The organism is Agaricicola taiwanensis (assembly GCF_014635245.1).
Classification (GTDB): domain Bacteria; phylum Pseudomonadota; class Alphaproteobacteria; order Rhizobiales; family Methylopilaceae; genus Agaricicola; species Agaricicola taiwanensis.
The window spans coordinates 127,092-143,202 of record NZ_BMCP01000003.1 but is presented as its reverse complement, the minus strand read 5'-3'; the positions used below and the strand labels follow the sequence as shown (position 1 = coordinate 143,202).

The window sequence follows — 16,111 nt, the reverse complement described above, 5'->3', positions numbered from 1 at the left end:
GGCGGGCTCATCGGCCCGCCTCACCCTCAATTGGAACCGCCATCATGACCGACGCAATTCTCCCCGAGAGCAGGGCCGCCGTTCCGCCGAAAGATCCGGCGCATGATCGTGGCGGATGGCGCATGAGCGTCCTTGCCCTGGTCTTCGCCATTGCCCTGGCCGTCAGCTGGGGCCCGGCGGAAATGAGCCGCTGGACCTATCTCTTCAGCGATGCCGGCAATATGGCCGATTATGCCAGCGGCTTCCTCAAGCCCGATTTCAGCGAGTGGCGTTACTACCTGGAAGAGATGACCGTCACTATCCAGATCGCACTCTGGGGCACCTTCCTCTCGGTCCTGCTATCGATCCCCTTTGGCATCCTTTCCGCGCACAACATGGTGCCCTGGTGGGTGCTCCACCCGGTGCGCAGGCTGATGGACCTCTTCCGCGCCATCCATGAAGTGGTCTTCGCGGTGCTCTTCGTGGTGGCCGTCGGCCTCGGACCCTTCGCCGGTGTCATGGCACTTTTCATCCACACCACGGGCATCCTGGCCAAACTCTTTTCCGAAGCCGTCGAAGCCATCGACCCGCGCCCGGTGGAGGCCATCCGCGTCACCGGTGCGTCCCGGATTCAGCAGGTCATCTTCGGCGTCATTCCGCAGGTGCTGCCGCTCTGGATCTCCTATTCGCTCTACCGGCTCGAATCCAACGTCCGCTCCGCCACCGTGCTCGGCCTGATCGGGGCCGGCGGCATCGGGCAGGTTCTGTTCGAGAGCATTCGCGGCTTCTACTATCCGCAGGCGGCCGCCATCCTGATCATCGTGGTGATCACGGTGTCCCTCATGGATCTCGTGTCGCAGCAGCTGCGCAAGATGGTCATCTGATGCGGGCAGCCATCTACTTCACGCCTCCTCGCGATGCCGCTCTGACGAAACTCGCGGCAAGCTGGTTTGGGCGTGACGCTTTCGCCAGGGTCCAGAACAAGGCGCCGGACCCTTCGATCGCGCCCTTCATAACCGCGCCCTCCCGCTACGGCTTTCACGCCACGCTGAAGGCACCCTGGCGCCTGCGGCCCGACGTCTCGCTCGACGAGGTCGATCAGCACCTGGCCTCCTTCTGCGCCGGGCGCCGGGGCGTGATGATAAACGCGCTCTCGCTGGCCCTGCTGGACGACTTTTACGCGCTGGTGCCGGAGCAGGAGACGCCGGCTCTACGGGAACTGGAACGGGATACGCTGACCAGCTTTGATGTCTTCCGGGCTCCGCCGACGCCGGAGGAGATCGCCCGCCGCCGGCCGGAGAGCCTGACCGAGCGGCAGCTTCGCTATCTCAAGGCCTGGGGCTACCCCTTTGTCCTCGACGAGTTCCGTTTTCACATGACACTGACCAACGCCATGCGGCTCGCCTGCGATGCCAAGCGCGTCGGTGCGGCGCTTCGCAGCCATTTCGCCTCCGCGCTCGGCGCACCGCTCCTCATCGACGGGCTGGCACTCTTCATCGAACCCGCGCCCGGCCACGCCTTCCACATTCACGCTTGTCACCGCTTCAGCGGCGGCGACGACACAACCCCCCGTGCATCCCATGTCTGAACTCATCTTCACCAATGCCGCCATGATCCTCGCCGACGAGATCGTCCACGGAACGCTCGTTATCCGGGACGGCATCATCGTCGACATCACCTCCGGTCCCGCCACCATCGGCATTGATGTCGGCGGCGATTACGTCATGCCGGGATGTGTCGAGCTTCACACCGATCATCTGGAAAGCCATTTCCAGCCCCGGCCGAAGGTGCGCTGGAACATGGCCGCGGCCCTGCAGGCCCATGACGGGCAGATCGCCACCTCGGGCATCACCACGGTGTTCGATGCCCTACGCGTAGGATCGGACGGCGACATCGAACTCGGTGCGGCCGACATGCAGGCCATGGCCGCCACCATCTCGGCCGCCAGCGCCGCCGAGCGGCTGCGGGCAGATCACTTCATCCATCTGCGCTGCGAGGTCTCGGTCTCCGACGTCATGGACCAGTTTGATGCCATCAAGGATAACGACCGTGTCCGTTTGGCCTCCCTCATGGACCATGCGCCGGGGCAGCGTCAGTTCGTCAGCCTGGATGCCTATCGCATCTACTACCAGGGTAAGAAGAAGATCTCCGACGCCGAGTTTGAGGCCTTCTGCGAGCGCCGGATCGCGGAATCGCAGGAAAATTCCGATCGCAACCGCAGGCTGATCGCCGCCGCCTGCCATGACGCAGGCATCGCGGTCGCGTCCCACGACGACGCCACCGCCGATCATGTCGCCGAAGGCGTGGCGCTGGGCGTGTCGCTGGCGGAATTCCCGACCACCATCGAAGCGGCGGAGCGCTCACGCCAGGCCGGGCTTCAGGTCCTGATGGGCGCGCCCAATGTGGTGCGCGGCGGCTCGCATTCCGGGAATGTCTCGGCTACCGATCTGCTGGCAAAGGGCGCACTGGACATCCTCTCCTCCGATTATGTGCCCTTCAGCCTCATGCAGGCCGCCTTTGTCCTCGCCGAACGGGATCTTCTCGACTTGCCTCAGGCAATCCGTCTCATCACGGCCAATCCGGCAGCAGCCGCGCAGCTTCACGATCGCGGCCGGATCGAGATCGGGCGGCGCGCCGACCTTGTGCGGGTGCGCACGGCCGACGGCCTGCCGCCATTCATCGCAGGTGTGTGGCGGGAGGGGCAGCGTGTCGCCTGAAGCCAATCACCCCGGTGTATTCGTTGCCATTGTCGGCCCCAGCGGCGCCGGAAAGGACACTCTGCTGTCACGCGCCGCCCGAGAACTCAAGGATTGCCGCAATGTACGTTTTGTCCGACGCGTCATCACGCGCCCGTCGGACGGCGGCACTGAGGATCACGACAGCCTGAGCCAAGCCGCTTTTCTAGCCGCTGAGGCGCAAGGTGCTTTCTGCCTCTCCTGGCAGGCGCATGGGCTTCACTATGCCCTTCCGGCTGCGGTTCTGCAGGATCTGGCGCAGGGCCATACCGTGGTCGCGAATATATCGCGGCGCGCCCTGGAGCCCGCGGCACACCGCTTCGGCGCCATCGAGGTCATCGAAGTGACCGCGCGGCCGGAGCTGCTTGTGGGACGCCTTGCCGCCCGCGGTCGCGAAACGGAGGAGGAAATCCGGGAAAGGATCGGGCGTCAGGTGCCGCTTGAGCTGCCTGAGGCGACACGTGATTTCATAAGCATCGACAATTCCGCCGATCTCGCCGGCGCGGTCCGGCAGATGGTCGGCCATCTCAGGCGATCCGCGGGAGCCGCACGCCAGGCCGCCAGCGCCTCCGCTAGCTCACCTTGAGCACTTCGCCCGTATCGAGCCGCTTGATGAAATCGACCCTGCCGCCATCCCAGTGATAGGCGAAGTGGCTTCCCTGAGCCGGTATGGTGATCACATCAGGCCAGAACACGCCAATGCAGCGGCCCTCCCGGTGCCGGACGCTGGGCCAGGTGACGCCGTCGCTTCCAACCCTCCGCAGGTCGGCCCCAAGCTGCTGGGACGCCTCATAGCGATCGGGATCAAGCACCCCGGGCATGTCCGCCACGTCGTGCAGGTCGCGGTCGATGCTGCCGATGAGCGCCCGGAACTCCGAGGTCCAGCCTGGCGCCTCCGCTGTCGCCCGCATCATGCGGCTGTGATGATGGATGGTTTCGGCAAGCGCCGTCTCCTCACGGTCGGCGGCGTAGTAGACCCCGAAACTCCCGTCGGAAAACCGACTGGGCCTGAGCATGGAACAATGCACGAAGGGCGCGTTGACCCAGCTTGCTCCCGGACCCGTCACGCGCCGCGCCACCGGCAGCTTGACAAGATCGCCCACCGCGTCCCGCACACGCGGGTTGAATTTGGCCTCCGCCGAAGCCACTGCTTCCCAATCGGCGGGATCGGCGATGTCCTCGAAAAGATCGATCGGCGGATAGATGGAGCGGATGATGCGCCAGGTCTGCCGCCAGGTCACCCGCCGCAGGGGCGGCGTCACCACGCCCCGCGCTCAGCGTCGAGGAAGCCGCGCACATCGATGAGATCGGTCATCTCACCGCGCATCATCACGTCGAGCGCCGATTGCCCTGCGAAAAAAGCGTTCGGTTTGCGGATCCAGGCATAGCCGCGCGCCGGATCGCGAAAGAGATGCCGCAAGCCCTTATGGATCCCCATCAGGATCGCCATACGGGCCCGCAGGTCGCGGTCGATCCGCCCGATCGCGCCCTCCTTCCACCGCGCCCATGTTCTGAGGGCCATGCCGCCCAGAAGCGTGCAGGCCTCAGCATCGCTGAGGCCCCAGGCGCGGAAGAGATTGACGGTGGTGCGCGCGAGGGCAGCCGCCTCTTCATCCGTGATCCGATCAACAGCGCTGTTGGCCGGTGTCGGCTGGACGAGAGTGAGCTGAATGGCGGCGCTGTTGTTTGGCATGGAATTAGATATAACATGCCAAACGGCAAAAACAAGGCTTAGCCCGGGTCAGCCACCAGGGCCTGCGCCGTGATGCCTGCGACCGCAGCCATTTCGTCGTTGTCAGAACTCTCGCCGGACACGCCGACCGAGCCGAGGAGGCTGCCGTCCTGGCTCCGGATCAGCACGCCGCCTGGAACCGGCACGAAGAGCCCGCCAACCGCGTGGGTCACCGCCGCGAGAAATTGCGGCGCGCGCTTCGCAAGATCGCGGGTGCCGAAGCCCATGGCAACGGCCGCATGTGCCTTGCCCATGGCGATTTCGGCGCGCTTGGTGCTGGTGCCGTCTTCCGTCGCAAGCGCGCGCATCGCACCTCGCGCGTCCATCACGGCTACGGCCAGCGGATTGAAGCCGCGGTCTCGGGCGTCCGCCAGTATGGCGGTCACTATTCCCTGGGCTGTCTCGAGCTTCATAGGTGTCTCCTTGTCATGGGGTTGGGTTCATGCCTCCTCCTGGAAGGCTTCAACACGGCTGCGCTTGATCGATGGCAGCAGCACAAGAAGCAGGAGGATGACGGCCACCACCAGAAGCGCGCCGCTGATGGGGCTGAAGATGAAGACGGCGGGATCGCCATGCGACAGAAGCAGCGCGCGCCTCAGATATTCCTCCATCATGGGACCGAGGATGAAGGCGAGCAGCATGGGGGCGGGCTCGGCTCCCAGCTTGCGGAACACATATCCCATGAAGCCGAATATGATCATCAGGTAGATGTCGAAGGTGGAGTTGTTGAGGCTGAAGACGCCGATGCAGCAGAACGTCAGGATGACGGGATAGAGGAAGTGGTAGGGCACCGAAATGAGCTTCACCCAGATTCCAACAAGCGGAAGGTTCAGGACCAGCAGCATCAGATTGCCGATCCACATCGAGATGATCAGCCCCCAGAACAGGCTCGGCTGTTCGGTCATCACCGACGGTCCCGGCTGGATGCCCTGGATGATCATCGCGCCGATCATCAGCGCCATCACGGGATTGGAAGGGATGCCGAGCGTCAGCATGGGAATGAAGGAGGTTTGCGCGCCCGCGTTATTGGCCGATTCCGGCGCCGCGACGCCCTCGATCGCGCCATGGCCGAATTCCGCCTGATGCGGCGACAGCTTCTTCTCCATCGAATAGGTCGCGAAAGCGGCCAACATGGCCCCGCCGCCGGGCAGGATTCCAAGGAACGAGCCGAGGAAGGTCCCTCGCAGGATCGGCTTGACGATCCGCCGGAAATCCTCGCGGCTCGGCATCAGGTTGTTGATCTTCGCGGCATGAACATCGCGGCTCATTTCGGTGCCGAGGTTGGCGATGATCTCGCCCAGCCCGAAAGTGCCCATGGCGATGATGACGAAGTTGAGCCCGTCGCCCAGTTCCGGCACGCCAAAGCTGTACCGCTGCATCCCCGAGTTCACATCGGTGCCGACAAAGCCCAGGAAGAAGCCGATCAGGATCATGCCGAAGGCATGCAGCAGCGAACCGTGGGCGAGCACGATGGAGGCGATCAGCCCCAGAACCATCAGCGAGAAATATTCGGCCGCGCCGAATTCCAGCGCCACGCCGGCAAGCGGCGGCGCGAACAGCACGATGACAAGGGTGGCGATGGTGCCGGCAACGAAGGAGCCGATGGCGGCGGTGGCAAGGGCCACGCCCGCCCGGCCGCGCCGCGCCATCTGATAGCCGTCGAGCGTCGCGACGACCGCGGAGGATTCCCCCGGCAGATTGACCAGGATCGCCGTCGTCGAGCCGCCATACTGCGCACCGTAATAGATGCCCGCGAGCATGATCAGCGAGGTCTCCGCCGGAAGCCCGAAGGTGAGCGGCAGCAGCATGGCGATGGTCGCCACGGGGCCCAGCCCCGGCAGCACGCCGATGGCCGTGCCGAGCAGCACCCCGAGGAAACAATAGGCCAGATTGGTGAGGGTCAGCGCCGTTTCGAAACCGAGCGCCAGATTGCCGAAGAGTTCCATGCGCGCCTCCTCAGCCCGTGAACCATGTGCCGATCAACGGCAGCGGGACACCCAGGCCCCGTACGAAGATGAGACTGCAGAAGGCGACGAGAACAAGCATGCCGGCCATCGCCTTCCAGGAGAAGGTGAAATAGCGGCTGCCGGCGGCGCTGATGAGCACAAGGGCGATGATCGCGATGACCAGCCCCGCGCGCAGGCTGAGAGCCGCGAAGGCGAAGACGCTCAGCAGGACGAGAAACAGCGGCTTGAAGGCGATCTCACCGATGGGCTCACCCGTCAGCCGCACCGCCCGCACCAGCGAGATGACGCCGAACAGCATCAACAATCCGCAGACGAGGCTGGGCAGATAGCCAGGCCCCATCCGGCTCGCGGTGCCGAAGGGATAATGCTGCGCGATCAGGATGCCTGCACCGCCAAGGGCGAGATAGAGCAGGCCCATCCAAAATTCCTTGGGCGCGCGAATGGTCGGAGACATCCGGGTGATCCTCTGTTGCATGAGCAGGTTGGTCCATCCGCCGTGACGCGGTCCTGCCGCCGCGTCACCTCAGACGGGCGGCAGGATGTTCATTGGCGAAGGTCGGCCGGTCAGTCGACCTTGGCGCCGGATTCCTTGACGACCTTGGACCACTTTTCGCTGTCGGCCTTCATAAGGGCCGCGAATTCCGCGCTCGTGCCGCCGTAGCTGTCACCGCCCTCCTGGCGGATCTTCTCGCGGATGTCATCGGCCTCGATGGCTTCATTGGCCGCGGCGTTGAGCTTCTCGACCACAGCCGTCGGCGTGCCCGCCGGCACCAGCAGGCCATACCAGGTGCCTGCGTCGAAGCCGGGATAGCCCTGCTCGCCGATGGTCGGGACATCAGGCAGCGAGGGGCTGCGCTTTGCCGCCGAGACCGCGATCGGCCTGAGCTTGCCCGCCTTGATCTGCGACAGCGCTGTTGGAATCGACGAGAGCATGAAATCGACGCGGCCGCCCATCACATCGGTCAGCGCCGCGGCGGCGCCCTTGTAGGGGATGTGGTTGAACTTCACTTGTGCGGTCTTCTGGAACAACTCGCCTGTCAGATGCGAGACCGTCCCGTTGCCCGGAGTTGCGAGCGACAGCCCCTTTTCGGAGGCTTTGGCCGCCGCGACAAGCTCGTCCAGATTCTTGATGGGCGATTCCGCGTTGACCATCACCACGTTGGGAGCATCCGCCAGCAGCGTCACGGGCTGGAAATCCTTGACCGGATCAAATGGCAAGGACGAATAGAGCGACGGGTTGATGGAGAAATGCGCGGTCTGGCCGATCAGCATGGTGTAGCCGTCGGGCTTGGACTTGGCGACATAGTCGACGGCGATGTTGCCGCCGGCGCCGGGCTTGTTTTCCACCACCACGGGCTGCTTGAGGATGGTACCGATCCTGTCGCCGATCACACGGGCGATGACATCCATGCCGCCACCTGCCGTTCCCGGCACGATCAGCTTGATCGGCTGGGTCGGATAATCCTGAGCGGACGCCGTCGCCGGCAGGGCGAGGCCAAAGGCCATCACCGCCAAAGAGACCATCATGCGCCGTGACACTGTCGCCGCGGCACGCTTCTGTTCGATCGTCATTGTTTCCTCCATTTTTATATCGTTATTGCAGCCTGAACTTCAGCTCAGACGGCCACCGGCGCGAGGCCGGTTTCGGTGCCCGATTCAGGGACCGAACTGCCGTAGAGCAGCCCTTCCTTCACCTTCGGTACGGTTTGCGTGGGATCTTGAATCGGCAGCCCGTGGGCCGGCGCGATGCACTTCACGTCAAGTTCGTCCACCAGCCATTGCAGCCGGTCGACATAAAGACCCATGTCCGTGAACTTGGTCCAGAACAGCGCCCGATCGGCGAAGACCGCCGAAACCTCGGGGAGATTCAGCGAGGTGGCCTCCTCGGCGAAAAGCCCGCAGTGGCCGTCCTCGTGATAATGGCTGTAGGCGAAGCCGTCGCCCGGAAAGAGCACGCGCTCCTTGGTGTCGAAGCCCCACCAGGTGGTCCTGAGGTCGCGGATGACAGGCTCGACCGCCACGAAGGAGCGGCCGCCGAGATCAACCGCGTCTCCCGCCCTCAGGTCGAGCATGCGGCCGGCAAGGCCCGGAAAGGCAAGGTGATAATCGCTGAGATCGCCACAGAGAACCGCCTTGGGATAGCGGCTCAGCACACGCCCGAGGCCACCGGAATGCGGCGTCTCCTGATGGGTGACGAAGAGATACTTCAGCGGCGGACGGTCCTTCAGCAGCTCCGTCATCTGCCGGTCGAGCGTCGGGAAATCCTTGGGATGTCCCGTCTCGATCAGCATGGAGGCTTCCGTGCCGACAAGGAGATAGGCGGCATTGTAGGTGTGATAGATCTTGCCGTTGGCGCGCTGCTCCAGGCAGTCGCCCAGCCAGAAGACGCCTTCGGCCAGTTCGCGCGGGAGAGAATGTTTCTGGCACATGGGGATCACCTAATCTCGTCGCGATCGACGTATTTCGCCGGGACGACGCTGCGGTCGAGCCGCCTCAGGACGTCGTCGAACATGGCCACTTGCCGCTCCACCAGCGCGCGGCCGCAGATGACCCGCCCGTAGCCCGGCGCGATCATGTCGATCTCATATTTGCTGAAGACCTCATCGAGCTTGCGGCGGAGCTCGTTCGTCTTGCCCCCTTCAAGCCACCAGTAGCGGGTGTTGAGGAGAAAGCTGCGGATGTGATCGGCACTGGTGCTGTTGTCGTCCGCCGTCGTGGTCCAGGGACCAGACGGACTGTCGCTCCACTCGTGGGAAAAACTGTCGGAGGTGAAGAGCGTGCGGGTGGCCTGATCGTAAATCCAGCGCGTGCCGATGAGGCGGATCGGCGCCTGGAAGGCCTCGATCGGCCGCGCGCCCTCGCTGCCAACCTGAAGCGTCTGGCTGCGGGCGACCAGCGTCGTCTTCAGCGCATAGGGCTTCTGTTCGGCCGCATCCGACCGTCGTCCGAAGTCGACCCAGAGCGCGGCGTCCGGATTGCCGGAATAGCACTGGATCACGTTGAAGCGGTCCGCGATGGCCTCCACGTTGCACACCGACATGTATTCGTTGATGCGCAGGGGATAGACCGACAGCGTCGCGTCCGGCTCCAGCACGCTGGCGATCTGCGCCAGGATGGATTCCTCATGCGCCGAATATCCGCTGTCCAGCAGCACGGCGTCCTTGCCTTCCTTGATCAGGAAGCAGTTGGAGACTGTGTAACCTCGAGCATTGGCCGGATAAGAACTGATGCGCCCGTCGAGACGGATGACGTTCTGCAGCGCGTAGAGCCGCTCGGGATAAAGCTCGGTCACGGGCCCCATGGCGGGTGCCGCAGCCCTGTCGAGGGGAGGAGACAGATCAGTCATTCAGGAAGTCCTTGGTCGCTTTCTTGTAGTGCGCGTCATGGCTGAGTTCGGCCATGAGCGCCGCCGAAGCCGCCGTGTCGCTGCCCGCATAGGCCGCGTTGCCTTTCAGGGCCGTCATGGTGTCGCGGATGGCGGAGATCGCCGCGCGCAGCGGCCAATGACCCTGAAGCGCAACGCGCACGCCAAGTCCGCTCAGATAGTCGAGGTCACGCACGTCGGGCGCCATGGCGCCCAGCAGGACCGGTACACGCGCCACCGCGCAGAGCTTTTCCAGATGATCCCGGCTTTCCACGCCGGAGAGGAACAGGGCATCCACACCGGTGTCCTGGTAGGCCTTGCAGCGGGTAACCGCATCATCGATCCCGGAGATGGAGGAGGCACCCGTGCGGGCGACAACGATCAGCGCCGCGTCATCCCGCGCGCTCACCGCCGCGCGCATCTTCCCCACGCCCTCGGCAAGCGGGATCACGCGAGCGCCCTTCGCGCCGAAAGCCTGCGGCAGTTCCGTATCCTCGATGGTCAGAGCCGCCACGCCCGCATATTCGAGCTCTTCAACCGTCCGCGCGACGCTGAGCGCGTTGCCATAGCCATGATCGGCATCGGCGATGATCGGCAGATCGGTGGCGCGGGTGATCCGCCGGGCCTGCTCGGCGAACTCCGTCAGTGTGATCACCGCAAGATCCGGTGCGCCCAGCACCATGAGGGAGGCAACCGATCCGGCGAACATGCCCGCCTCGAAACCGAGCGACTGCGCGAGGCGCGCCGACAAGGGATCGTGCACGGAGGCGGGCATCACGCAGCGCTCTCCCGTCAGGATGGCGCGCAGGCGCTCTCTGCGATCTGTGGCTTTCACGGCCCCTCCCAATGTCTCTTCCCTGGCGTCCGGTAGGGACCGGCCCAGTCTTGTTGGGGCTGATGTGAAGGCTGTTCCCGCTCGGGGTCAAACGAGTTAAAGTCGCGCGCTTTGAGAAAAACTCAAAGGGGGAGGGCCTGTGATGAAATTGCCGCCGCTGAATGGCGTGCGCACATTCGAAGTGGCGGGACGCCTGCGGAACTTCAGCAAGGCGGCGAATGAGCTGCATGTGACGCCCGGCGCGGTCAGCCGTCAGATCCGCAAGCTGGAGGACCATCTCGGCGTGGATCTTTTCGTCCGCGGCTCAACCGAGCTCAGTCTGACCGAAGCTGGCCGGCTTTACCTGGAAACGGTGCAGGACAGCCTCTCGCGACTGGAAGCCGGCACCCGGGCCATCGGCGCCGCCGCCGATGCCCGCCCGCTGCTCATCTGGGGGTCCCGTTTCTTCATCCGCCTCTGGCTGATCCCGCGGCTGCCCGATTTTCACACCCGCTTTCCCGGCCAGGAGGTCACCATCGCCTCTGCCATGCCGAGCGATCCCATGCCGGCGGAATTCGATGTCGCCATCAGGCTGTGCGATAAGGCCCCGCCCGGCTTGAACGCAGACACGCTTGTTCGCCGCTCCCTGACGCCGGTCTGCAGCCCGGCCTATCTCGCCGCCAGCCCTCCCCTCGACGCGATCGAGGATCTTGAACATCACACGCTGCTGCAGACACCGGGCGGCAAAGGCGACTGGCAGAAGTGGTTCAACTGCCTGCGGCCCCAGAACCTTGCCATGCCGCATGAGATCACCTTCACGAGCACCGACATCGCCTATAGCGCCGCGCTCGATGGCCTCGGCATCGTGCTGGGGCGTCGCGGCTTCTTCGAGAGCGATGTCGCCAAGGGGCGGCTCGTGATGCCGTTCCCCGAGTTCTGCGACATGGACGACGCATTTCTCATGCTCTATCGCGACCGCCGCCCCGTGCCGAAGCGCATCGCCCTTTTCCGCAGCTGGATCCTTGAGCAACTGCAACCAGACTGACGCCTCTCACGGCGCCTTATGAATGGGGTCCACCCAATAGACTTCTTCCGGCGCCTCGACCGGATCGACATCCGTGATGTTCACCACCACCGCCTCGTTGTCGGAGCGGACCAGCACGCATTCCAGTTCCTGATCGGGATCGGCGTTGATCTCCTGGTGCGGCACGAAGGGCGGCACATAGATGAAATCACCCGGCTCGGCCTCTGCGACATATTCCAGCCGCTCGCCCCAGCGCAGCCGCGCCCTGCCCCTGACGACATAGATCACGCTTTCCAGCTCGCCGTGGTGATGCACGCCCGTCTTCGCGTTGGGAGCGATGGCGACCGTGCCCGCCCAGATCTTCTGCGCGCCGACGCGTGCGTGGTTGATGGCGGCCTGGCGGTACATGCCAGGCGTCTGCGCCGTGTTGTCATCGAGCTGATTGCCCTTGATGACGCGCACGCCATCATGTTTCCAGCGTTCATGGTGATCGTGTTGATGCGGGTCGTGGTCATTGCCCATGCCGAACCTCCCGTTGGCTTTCGCGAGCCTGAGCGGCAGAATAGATCATCGTAGCGTAATCACCAGGATGCGGCCATGAAACCCAGTCTTCCCGTCACCGTGGTCGATCATCCCCTGGTGCAGCACAAACTGACGCTGTTGCGGGACAGGAACAGCTCCACGGCCACCTTCCGGCAGCTGGTCAAGGAACTGGCGCTGTTGCTCGGCTATGAGGTGACGCGTGACCTGCCTCTGACGACGGCACGGATCGAGACGCCGGTCACATCCATGGAGGCGCCCCGGCTGGACGGCAAGAAGCTCGTCTTCGCTTCGGTGCTGCGGGCGGGAGAAGGCCTGATCGCGGGGCTCTCGGAGCTCGTGCCGGCCGCCCGCATCGCCCATATCGGCCTCTACCGCGATCACGATACGCTGGAGGCCGTGCAGTATTACTTCAAGGTCCCGGACAATCTCGCGAACCGGCCTGTGATCGTGGTTGACCCCATGCTCGCCACGGGCAATTCCGTCTGTGCGGCGGTCGATCTGTTGAAGAAGGCCGGCGCCTGCAACATTCGCTTTCTCTGCCTGCTGGCCGCTCCGGAAGGCATCGCGCAGCTCCAGAACCGCCATCCGGACGTCGCCATCATCACTGCGGCGATAGACGAGCGGCTGAACGAACATGGATACATCGTCCCGGGCCTCGGCGACGCCGGCGACCGCATGTTCGGCACCAGGTAGAAGGCGGAGGAGCGGAAAGCCGCTCCTCCGCTGTGGCTTACGCGGCCTTGACGCCGGTGAGGAAGGTGTCCAGTTCCCGGCCGAGATCGCTCGAGTGGCGGGCAAGCTGCTGGGCCGCCGACAGAACCTGGCTTGCGGCCGTTCCGGTTTCACCGGCTCCGCGGCGCACATCGCCGATGTTGCCGGTCACCTGTTCGGTGCCGCGCGCCGCCTCCTGCACGTTGCGGGCGATCTCGCTGGTCGCCGCTCCCTGCTCTTCCATGGCGGCGGCGATGGTGGCCGAGATCTGGCTCATGTCGTTGATCGTCTTGCTGATCTCCTGAATGGCCGCGATCGCTTCGCGGGTGGCCGTCTGAACTTCGGTCACCCGGGCGCCGATCTCGTCGGTCGCCTTGCTGGTCTGCCCCGCCAGTTCCTTCACTTCGCTGGCGACCACCGCAAATCCCTTGCCGGCTTCACCGGCACGGGCCGCCTCGATGGTGGCGTTGAGGGCCAGAAGGTTGGTCTGGGCCGCGATGCTGTTGATCAGGGCCACCACGTCGCCGATCTTGTCCGCCGTGTCGGACAGCGATTGCACCATGGTGTTGGTGCGCTGGGCGCCTTCAACAGCCCGGCCGGCGATCTGCGAGGATTGGCTGATCTGCGTCACGATCTCACGAACGGAGATCGAGAGCTCCTCGGTGGCGCTGGCAACCGTCTGGACATTGGCCGAGGTCTGTTCCGCCGCCGAGGCCACGGTGACGGACTGGCTGTTCGTCTGGCTGGCGATGGCGGTCATAGACTGGGCGCTTGCCTCCATCTCGGTCGCGGCGGACGAGAGGCTGCCGGTCAGCTCCGTCACATTGCGCTCGAACGCCTTGGTCAGTTCATCGAGCTTCTGCGCACGGCGCATCTTGGCCTGGTTTTCCGCCTCGCGCTCGGCCGTCATGCGCTCGTTCTCGATGCCGTTCTCCTTGAAGACCAGCACGGCCTTGGCCATCTCGCCGATCTCGTCGCTGCGGGTGATGCCGGGAACCTCAGCATCCCACTCGCCCTTGGCGAGACGGGCCATGGCGCCGGTCAGGCCGCGGATCGGTGTGCCGAGGTGACGTGTGAGGAGCACGGCCACGCCGGTTCCAACGGCTGCAACGCCGAGGAGCACGAGGGCCAGGGCCATCATGGCCGAAGAACGCGCCGCGGCGAACTCGCTGCGATCCATCACGAGCTCGATGCTGCCGATCGGCTTGCCGGAGTAGTTCTTGAGCGGGCCTGCGAGGACCGCCACGGGCCGATCACCCATGTCATCGGAGCGCCAGTGGATCAGTTCCGTCGAAGCTTCCTTATGCGCGGCCGGATCAAGAAGCGTCTTCTGCTCGAAGGTGGAGGAGATCGATTTGACCTCATCACCGGAAACGGCGTTCATGCTGACGTCGACGTCGAAACGCTTCTTCACATCGGCAAGGAAAGCAGCGCCAAGCGGCGCGCCGATGTCGACGATTCCGACGGTCACCCCATCCTTGATAACCGGCACCGAGGCGAAGATGCTGACGCTGTCACGGCCAGGCTCGATGCCAACAAGAGGTTTGCCCTGTTTCGCGACATCGGCGAGCATCAGCCGGCGGCCGAAGACGTTGTCACCGAAGACGTCAGGCGCATGCAAGCGAACGAGGTTGTCGCCCGTCGGCTTGTGGAAGCTGATCAATGCGAGATTCAGTTCGGACTTGAGAACAGGCGTGACGGCGGCATAGGCCGCAAGCAGCTTCGCGCGGTCGCCGCTCACGAAGGCATCCGCCACGACCGGATCATTGGCGAAGGAATAGGCGACACCCATCGCCCGCTGGCCCTGTTCGGCCATCGCGTCGGTGATGGACTGATAGTCCGAGCTCAGATTCTGCTCGATGGCCATGTCCACCAAGTCGTTCTGCTGCATGTAGCTCGCCAGCCCGACCGCGCAGGCGGCAGCCAGAGCCGTGGCCGTGGTCGCAAGCATCAGCTTCGACCCAATGGTCCGGATACGGACCTTCTCAAGTACGCTCATCAAAGGAGATCCAAGTAAGGGAGCGCAGGGAAAGTCCTGCCATGCCTTTAGGCCATAAAATAATTAAGCTACAGCAAATGATCGTGTAATAAGGTTCATGAACTCCATGAAAATACGCTGAGGCGCAAAGACTGGACGCGCACGCGTCGAGATCGCCAAAATCCTCCCAGCCCATCCGGACGACATCGATATGACGCCTGCCATCGACCTCATCTCCGACACTTCGACCCGCCCGTCAGCGGAGATGCTGGCCGCCATGAGCCGGGCGCCTGTCGGCGATGAACAGCTGGGCGAGGATCCGACGACGCAGGCCCTGCAGGATCGGGTGGCGGAACTTCTTGGCATGGAGGCCGCGCTCTTCCTGCCATCCGGCACTATGTGCAACCTCATCGCCTTCCTGGTTCATTGCCGCTCCGGCGATGAGATCATCACGGCGGACACGGCGCATGTCTTCGGCTCGGAAGGCGCGGGAGCCTCCGCCTTCGCCGGCGCCCAGTTTCGCCCCATCCCCTCGCCGGACGGCATCTTCTCCGGGCTTCAGCTGGAGGCGGCCATCCGGGCACCGCGCTATCGCTCGCCGCGCAGCCGGGTGGTCAGCGTCGAACAGACCTCCAATCGTGGCGGCGGCAGCGTCTGGCCGCTGACCAGCCTTTGGGAAATCGCCACGGTCGGTCAAGGCCACGGCCTCGCCGTGCATATGGATGGCGCCCGGCTTCCCAATGCGGCGGTGGCCTCCGGCCACGCCATGGCCGAGCACACCCGCGGCTTCGACAGCGCCTGGATCGATCTTTCAAAGGGCCTCGGCTGCCCGGTGGGCGGGGTCCTGGCGGGCTCCGCCGCCTTCATCGAGGAGGCTTGGTACTGGAAGCACCGCCTCGGCGGCGCCATGCGCCAGTCCGGGGTTCTCGCCGCCGCCGGTCTCTATGCGCTCGAAAACAATCTGGAGCGTCTCGCCGAGGATCACCACAACGCGCGTCTGTTCGGCAGTCTTCTTGCCGGGATCGATGGATTGACGGTTTTCCCCGAGAACATCGAGACCAACATCGTTTTCCTGGATTTGACCGAGAGCGCGGTCGATGCCCATGAGGTGTCGAAGCATCTCGCCGCGGAAGGCATACGGCTGGGCGTCGAGGGATCCCGCCGCATGCGTGCGGTCACCCACCTCGACGTCAGCCGCGCCGACGTGGAACGGGCCGGCACCGTGCTGGCGCGGATCCTGCGTGACCAGGCGGCGGCCGCCTGA

18 protein-coding genes are annotated in these 16,111 nt (G+C 64.4%); 7 read left to right on the top strand and 11 right to left on the bottom strand.

Going from position 1 to position 16,111, the window contains the following annotated elements; translation table 11 throughout:
• Positions 1–44 precede the first annotated feature (44 nt).
• From phnE to phnN, 4 genes are read left to right on the top strand one after another with little or no spacing between them, the layout of a single operon-like run.
• Positions 45–863: a phosphonate ABC transporter, permease protein PhnE gene (gene phnE, locus IEV58_RS14085; RefSeq protein WP_188410433.1), complete on the top strand. Its 819-nt coding sequence runs from the start codon at positions 45–47 to the stop codon at positions 861–863.
• On the top strand, positions 863–1,567 hold the full coding sequence (locus IEV58_RS14080) for a DUF1045 domain-containing protein (protein WP_188410432.1): 705 nt from the start codon (positions 863–865) through the stop codon (positions 1,565–1,567). Before phnE ends, IEV58_RS14080 begins: the two co-directional genes overlap by 1 nt.
• Positions 1,560–2,696, top strand: a complete 1,137-nt coding sequence (locus IEV58_RS14075; protein WP_188410431.1) for an alpha-D-ribose 1-methylphosphonate 5-triphosphate diphosphatase — start codon at positions 1,560–1,562, stop codon at positions 2,694–2,696. Before IEV58_RS14080 ends, IEV58_RS14075 begins: the two co-directional genes overlap by 8 nt.
• A complete protein-coding gene (gene phnN / locus IEV58_RS14070; protein WP_229729454.1) occupies positions 2,686–3,300 on the top strand; it encodes a phosphonate metabolism protein/1,5-bisphosphokinase (PRPP-forming) PhnN in 615 nt (204 codons plus the stop codon). Before IEV58_RS14075 ends, phnN begins: the two co-directional genes overlap by 11 nt.
• On the opposite strand, the gene IEV58_RS14065 is transcribed toward phnN, so the two are convergent.
• From IEV58_RS14065 to IEV58_RS14025, 9 genes are all read right to left on the bottom strand, one after another.
• On the bottom strand, positions 3,287–3,976 hold the full coding sequence (locus IEV58_RS14065; protein ID WP_229729477.1) for an RES family NAD+ phosphorylase: 690 nt from the start codon (positions 3,974–3,976) through the stop codon (positions 3,287–3,289). The two genes, phnN and IEV58_RS14065, sit on opposite strands and share 14 nt — an antisense overlap.
• Entirely contained in the window at positions 3,973–4,407 is a 435-nt protein-coding gene (locus IEV58_RS14060; RefSeq protein ID WP_188410428.1) for an MbcA/ParS/Xre antitoxin family protein, read from the bottom strand. Before IEV58_RS14060 ends, IEV58_RS14065 begins: the two co-directional genes overlap by 4 nt.
• A gap of 38 nt (positions 4,408–4,445) precedes the next feature.
• Positions 4,446–4,859 (bottom strand): GlcG/HbpS family heme-binding protein, encoded by a 414-nt coding sequence (locus tag IEV58_RS14055; protein ID WP_188410427.1) that lies wholly within the window; start codon positions 4,857–4,859, stop codon positions 4,446–4,448.
• A gap of 27 nt (positions 4,860–4,886) precedes the next feature.
• Positions 4,887–6,392 carry a tripartite tricarboxylate transporter permease gene (locus IEV58_RS14050; RefSeq protein WP_188410426.1) on the bottom strand — a complete coding sequence of 502 codons (1,506 nt, stop codon included), beginning with the start codon at positions 6,390–6,392 and terminating at the stop codon, positions 4,887–4,889.
• A 10-nt stretch (positions 6,393–6,402) separates the two neighbouring features.
• Positions 6,403–6,867 (bottom strand): tripartite tricarboxylate transporter TctB family protein, encoded by a 465-nt coding sequence (locus IEV58_RS14045; protein WP_188410425.1) that lies wholly within the window; start codon positions 6,865–6,867, stop codon positions 6,403–6,405.
• Positions 6,868–6,977: 110 nt separating this feature from the next.
• Positions 6,978–7,985, bottom strand: a complete 1,008-nt coding sequence (locus tag IEV58_RS14040; RefSeq protein WP_229729450.1) for a Bug family tripartite tricarboxylate transporter substrate binding protein — start codon at positions 7,983–7,985, stop codon at positions 6,978–6,980.
• A gap of 44 nt (positions 7,986–8,029) precedes the next feature.
• Positions 8,030–8,842: an MBL fold metallo-hydrolase gene (locus IEV58_RS14035; protein WP_188410424.1), complete on the bottom strand. Its 813-nt coding sequence runs from the start codon at positions 8,840–8,842 to the stop codon at positions 8,030–8,032.
• A 5-nt stretch (positions 8,843–8,847) separates the two neighbouring features.
• On the bottom strand, positions 8,848–9,759 hold the full coding sequence (locus IEV58_RS14030; RefSeq protein WP_188410423.1) for an MBL fold metallo-hydrolase: 912 nt from the start codon (positions 9,757–9,759) through the stop codon (positions 8,848–8,850).
• A complete protein-coding gene (locus IEV58_RS14025; RefSeq protein ID WP_188410422.1) occupies positions 9,752–10,612 on the bottom strand; it encodes an isocitrate lyase/PEP mutase family protein in 861 nt (286 codons plus the stop codon). The genes IEV58_RS14030 and IEV58_RS14025 overlap by 8 nt, the downstream gene beginning before the upstream one ends.
• A gap of 142 nt (positions 10,613–10,754) precedes the next feature.
• Between IEV58_RS14025 and IEV58_RS14020 the strand changes: the two genes are divergently transcribed.
• Positions 10,755–11,636, top strand: a complete 882-nt coding sequence (locus tag IEV58_RS14020) for a LysR substrate-binding domain-containing protein (RefSeq protein ID WP_188410421.1) — start codon at positions 10,755–10,757, stop codon at positions 11,634–11,636.
• 6 nt (positions 11,637–11,642) lie between these two features.
• Here the strand turns inward: IEV58_RS14020 and IEV58_RS14015 are convergent, their stop codons facing one another.
• Positions 11,643–12,137, bottom strand: coding sequence for a cupin domain-containing protein (locus IEV58_RS14015; RefSeq protein WP_188410420.1), 495 nt, complete (start codon positions 12,135–12,137; stop codon positions 11,643–11,645).
• Between the two features lie 75 nt (positions 12,138–12,212).
• Between IEV58_RS14015 and upp the strand changes: the two genes are divergently transcribed.
• Positions 12,213–12,851 carry a uracil phosphoribosyltransferase gene (gene upp / locus IEV58_RS14010; protein ID WP_188410419.1) on the top strand — a complete coding sequence of 213 codons (639 nt, stop codon included), beginning with the start codon at positions 12,213–12,215 and terminating at the stop codon, positions 12,849–12,851.
• 37 nt (positions 12,852–12,888) lie between these two features.
• Here upp and IEV58_RS18270 read toward each other — a convergent pair whose 3' ends face one another.
• Complete coding sequence (locus tag IEV58_RS18270) at positions 12,889–14,868, bottom strand: methyl-accepting chemotaxis protein (RefSeq protein ID WP_229729449.1); 1,980 nt, start codon at positions 14,866–14,868, stop codon at positions 12,889–12,891.
• Between the two features lie 190 nt (positions 14,869–15,058).
• Between IEV58_RS18270 and IEV58_RS14000 the strand changes: the two genes are divergently transcribed.
• Positions 15,059–16,111, top strand: coding sequence for a threonine aldolase family protein (locus tag IEV58_RS14000; RefSeq protein WP_188410418.1), 1,053 nt, complete (start codon positions 15,059–15,061; stop codon positions 16,109–16,111).

Bases quoted from the DNA above. Each gene is read 5' to 3' on its own strand.
- phnE (WP_188410433.1), top strand. From the start codon at position 45: ATGACCGACGCAATTCTCCCCGAGAGCAGGGCCGCCGTTCCGCCGAAA.
- IEV58_RS14080 (WP_188410432.1), top strand. From the start codon at position 863: ATGCGGGCAGCCATCTACTTCACGCCTCCTCGCGATGCCGCTCTGACG.
- IEV58_RS14075 (WP_188410431.1), top strand. From the start codon at position 1,560: ATGTCTGAACTCATCTTCACCAATGCCGCCATGATCCTCGCCGACGAG.
- IEV58_RS14060 (WP_188410428.1), bottom strand. From the start codon at position 4,407: ATGCCAAACAACAGCGCCGCCATTCAGCTCACTCTCGTCCAGCCGACA.
- IEV58_RS14055 (WP_188410427.1), bottom strand. From the start codon at position 4,859: ATGAAGCTCGAGACAGCCCAGGGAATAGTGACCGCCATACTGGCGGAC.
- IEV58_RS14050 (WP_188410426.1), bottom strand. From the start codon at position 6,392: ATGGAACTCTTCGGCAATCTGGCGCTCGGTTTCGAAACGGCGCTGACC.
- IEV58_RS14045 (WP_188410425.1), bottom strand. From the start codon at position 6,867: ATGTCTCCGACCATTCGCGCGCCCAAGGAATTTTGGATGGGCCTGCTC.
- IEV58_RS14040 (WP_229729450.1), bottom strand. From the start codon at position 7,985: ATGACGATCGAACAGAAGCGTGCCGCGGCGACAGTGTCACGGCGCATG.
- IEV58_RS14035 (WP_188410424.1), bottom strand. From the start codon at position 8,842: ATGTGCCAGAAACATTCTCTCCCGCGCGAACTGGCCGAAGGCGTCTTC.
- IEV58_RS14030 (WP_188410423.1), bottom strand. From the start codon at position 9,759: ATGACTGATCTGTCTCCTCCCCTCGACAGGGCTGCGGCACCCGCCATG.
- IEV58_RS14020 (WP_188410421.1), top strand. From the start codon at position 10,755: ATGAAATTGCCGCCGCTGAATGGCGTGCGCACATTCGAAGTGGCGGGA.
- IEV58_RS14015 (WP_188410420.1), bottom strand. From the start codon at position 12,137: ATGGGCAATGACCACGACCCGCATCAACACGATCACCATGAACGCTGG.
- upp (WP_188410419.1), top strand. From the start codon at position 12,213: ATGAAACCCAGTCTTCCCGTCACCGTGGTCGATCATCCCCTGGTGCAG.
- IEV58_RS18270 (WP_229729449.1), bottom strand. From the start codon at position 14,868: ATGAGCGTACTTGAGAAGGTCCGTATCCGGACCATTGGGTCGAAGCTG.
- IEV58_RS14000 (WP_188410418.1), top strand. From the start codon at position 15,059: ATGACGCCTGCCATCGACCTCATCTCCGACACTTCGACCCGCCCGTCA.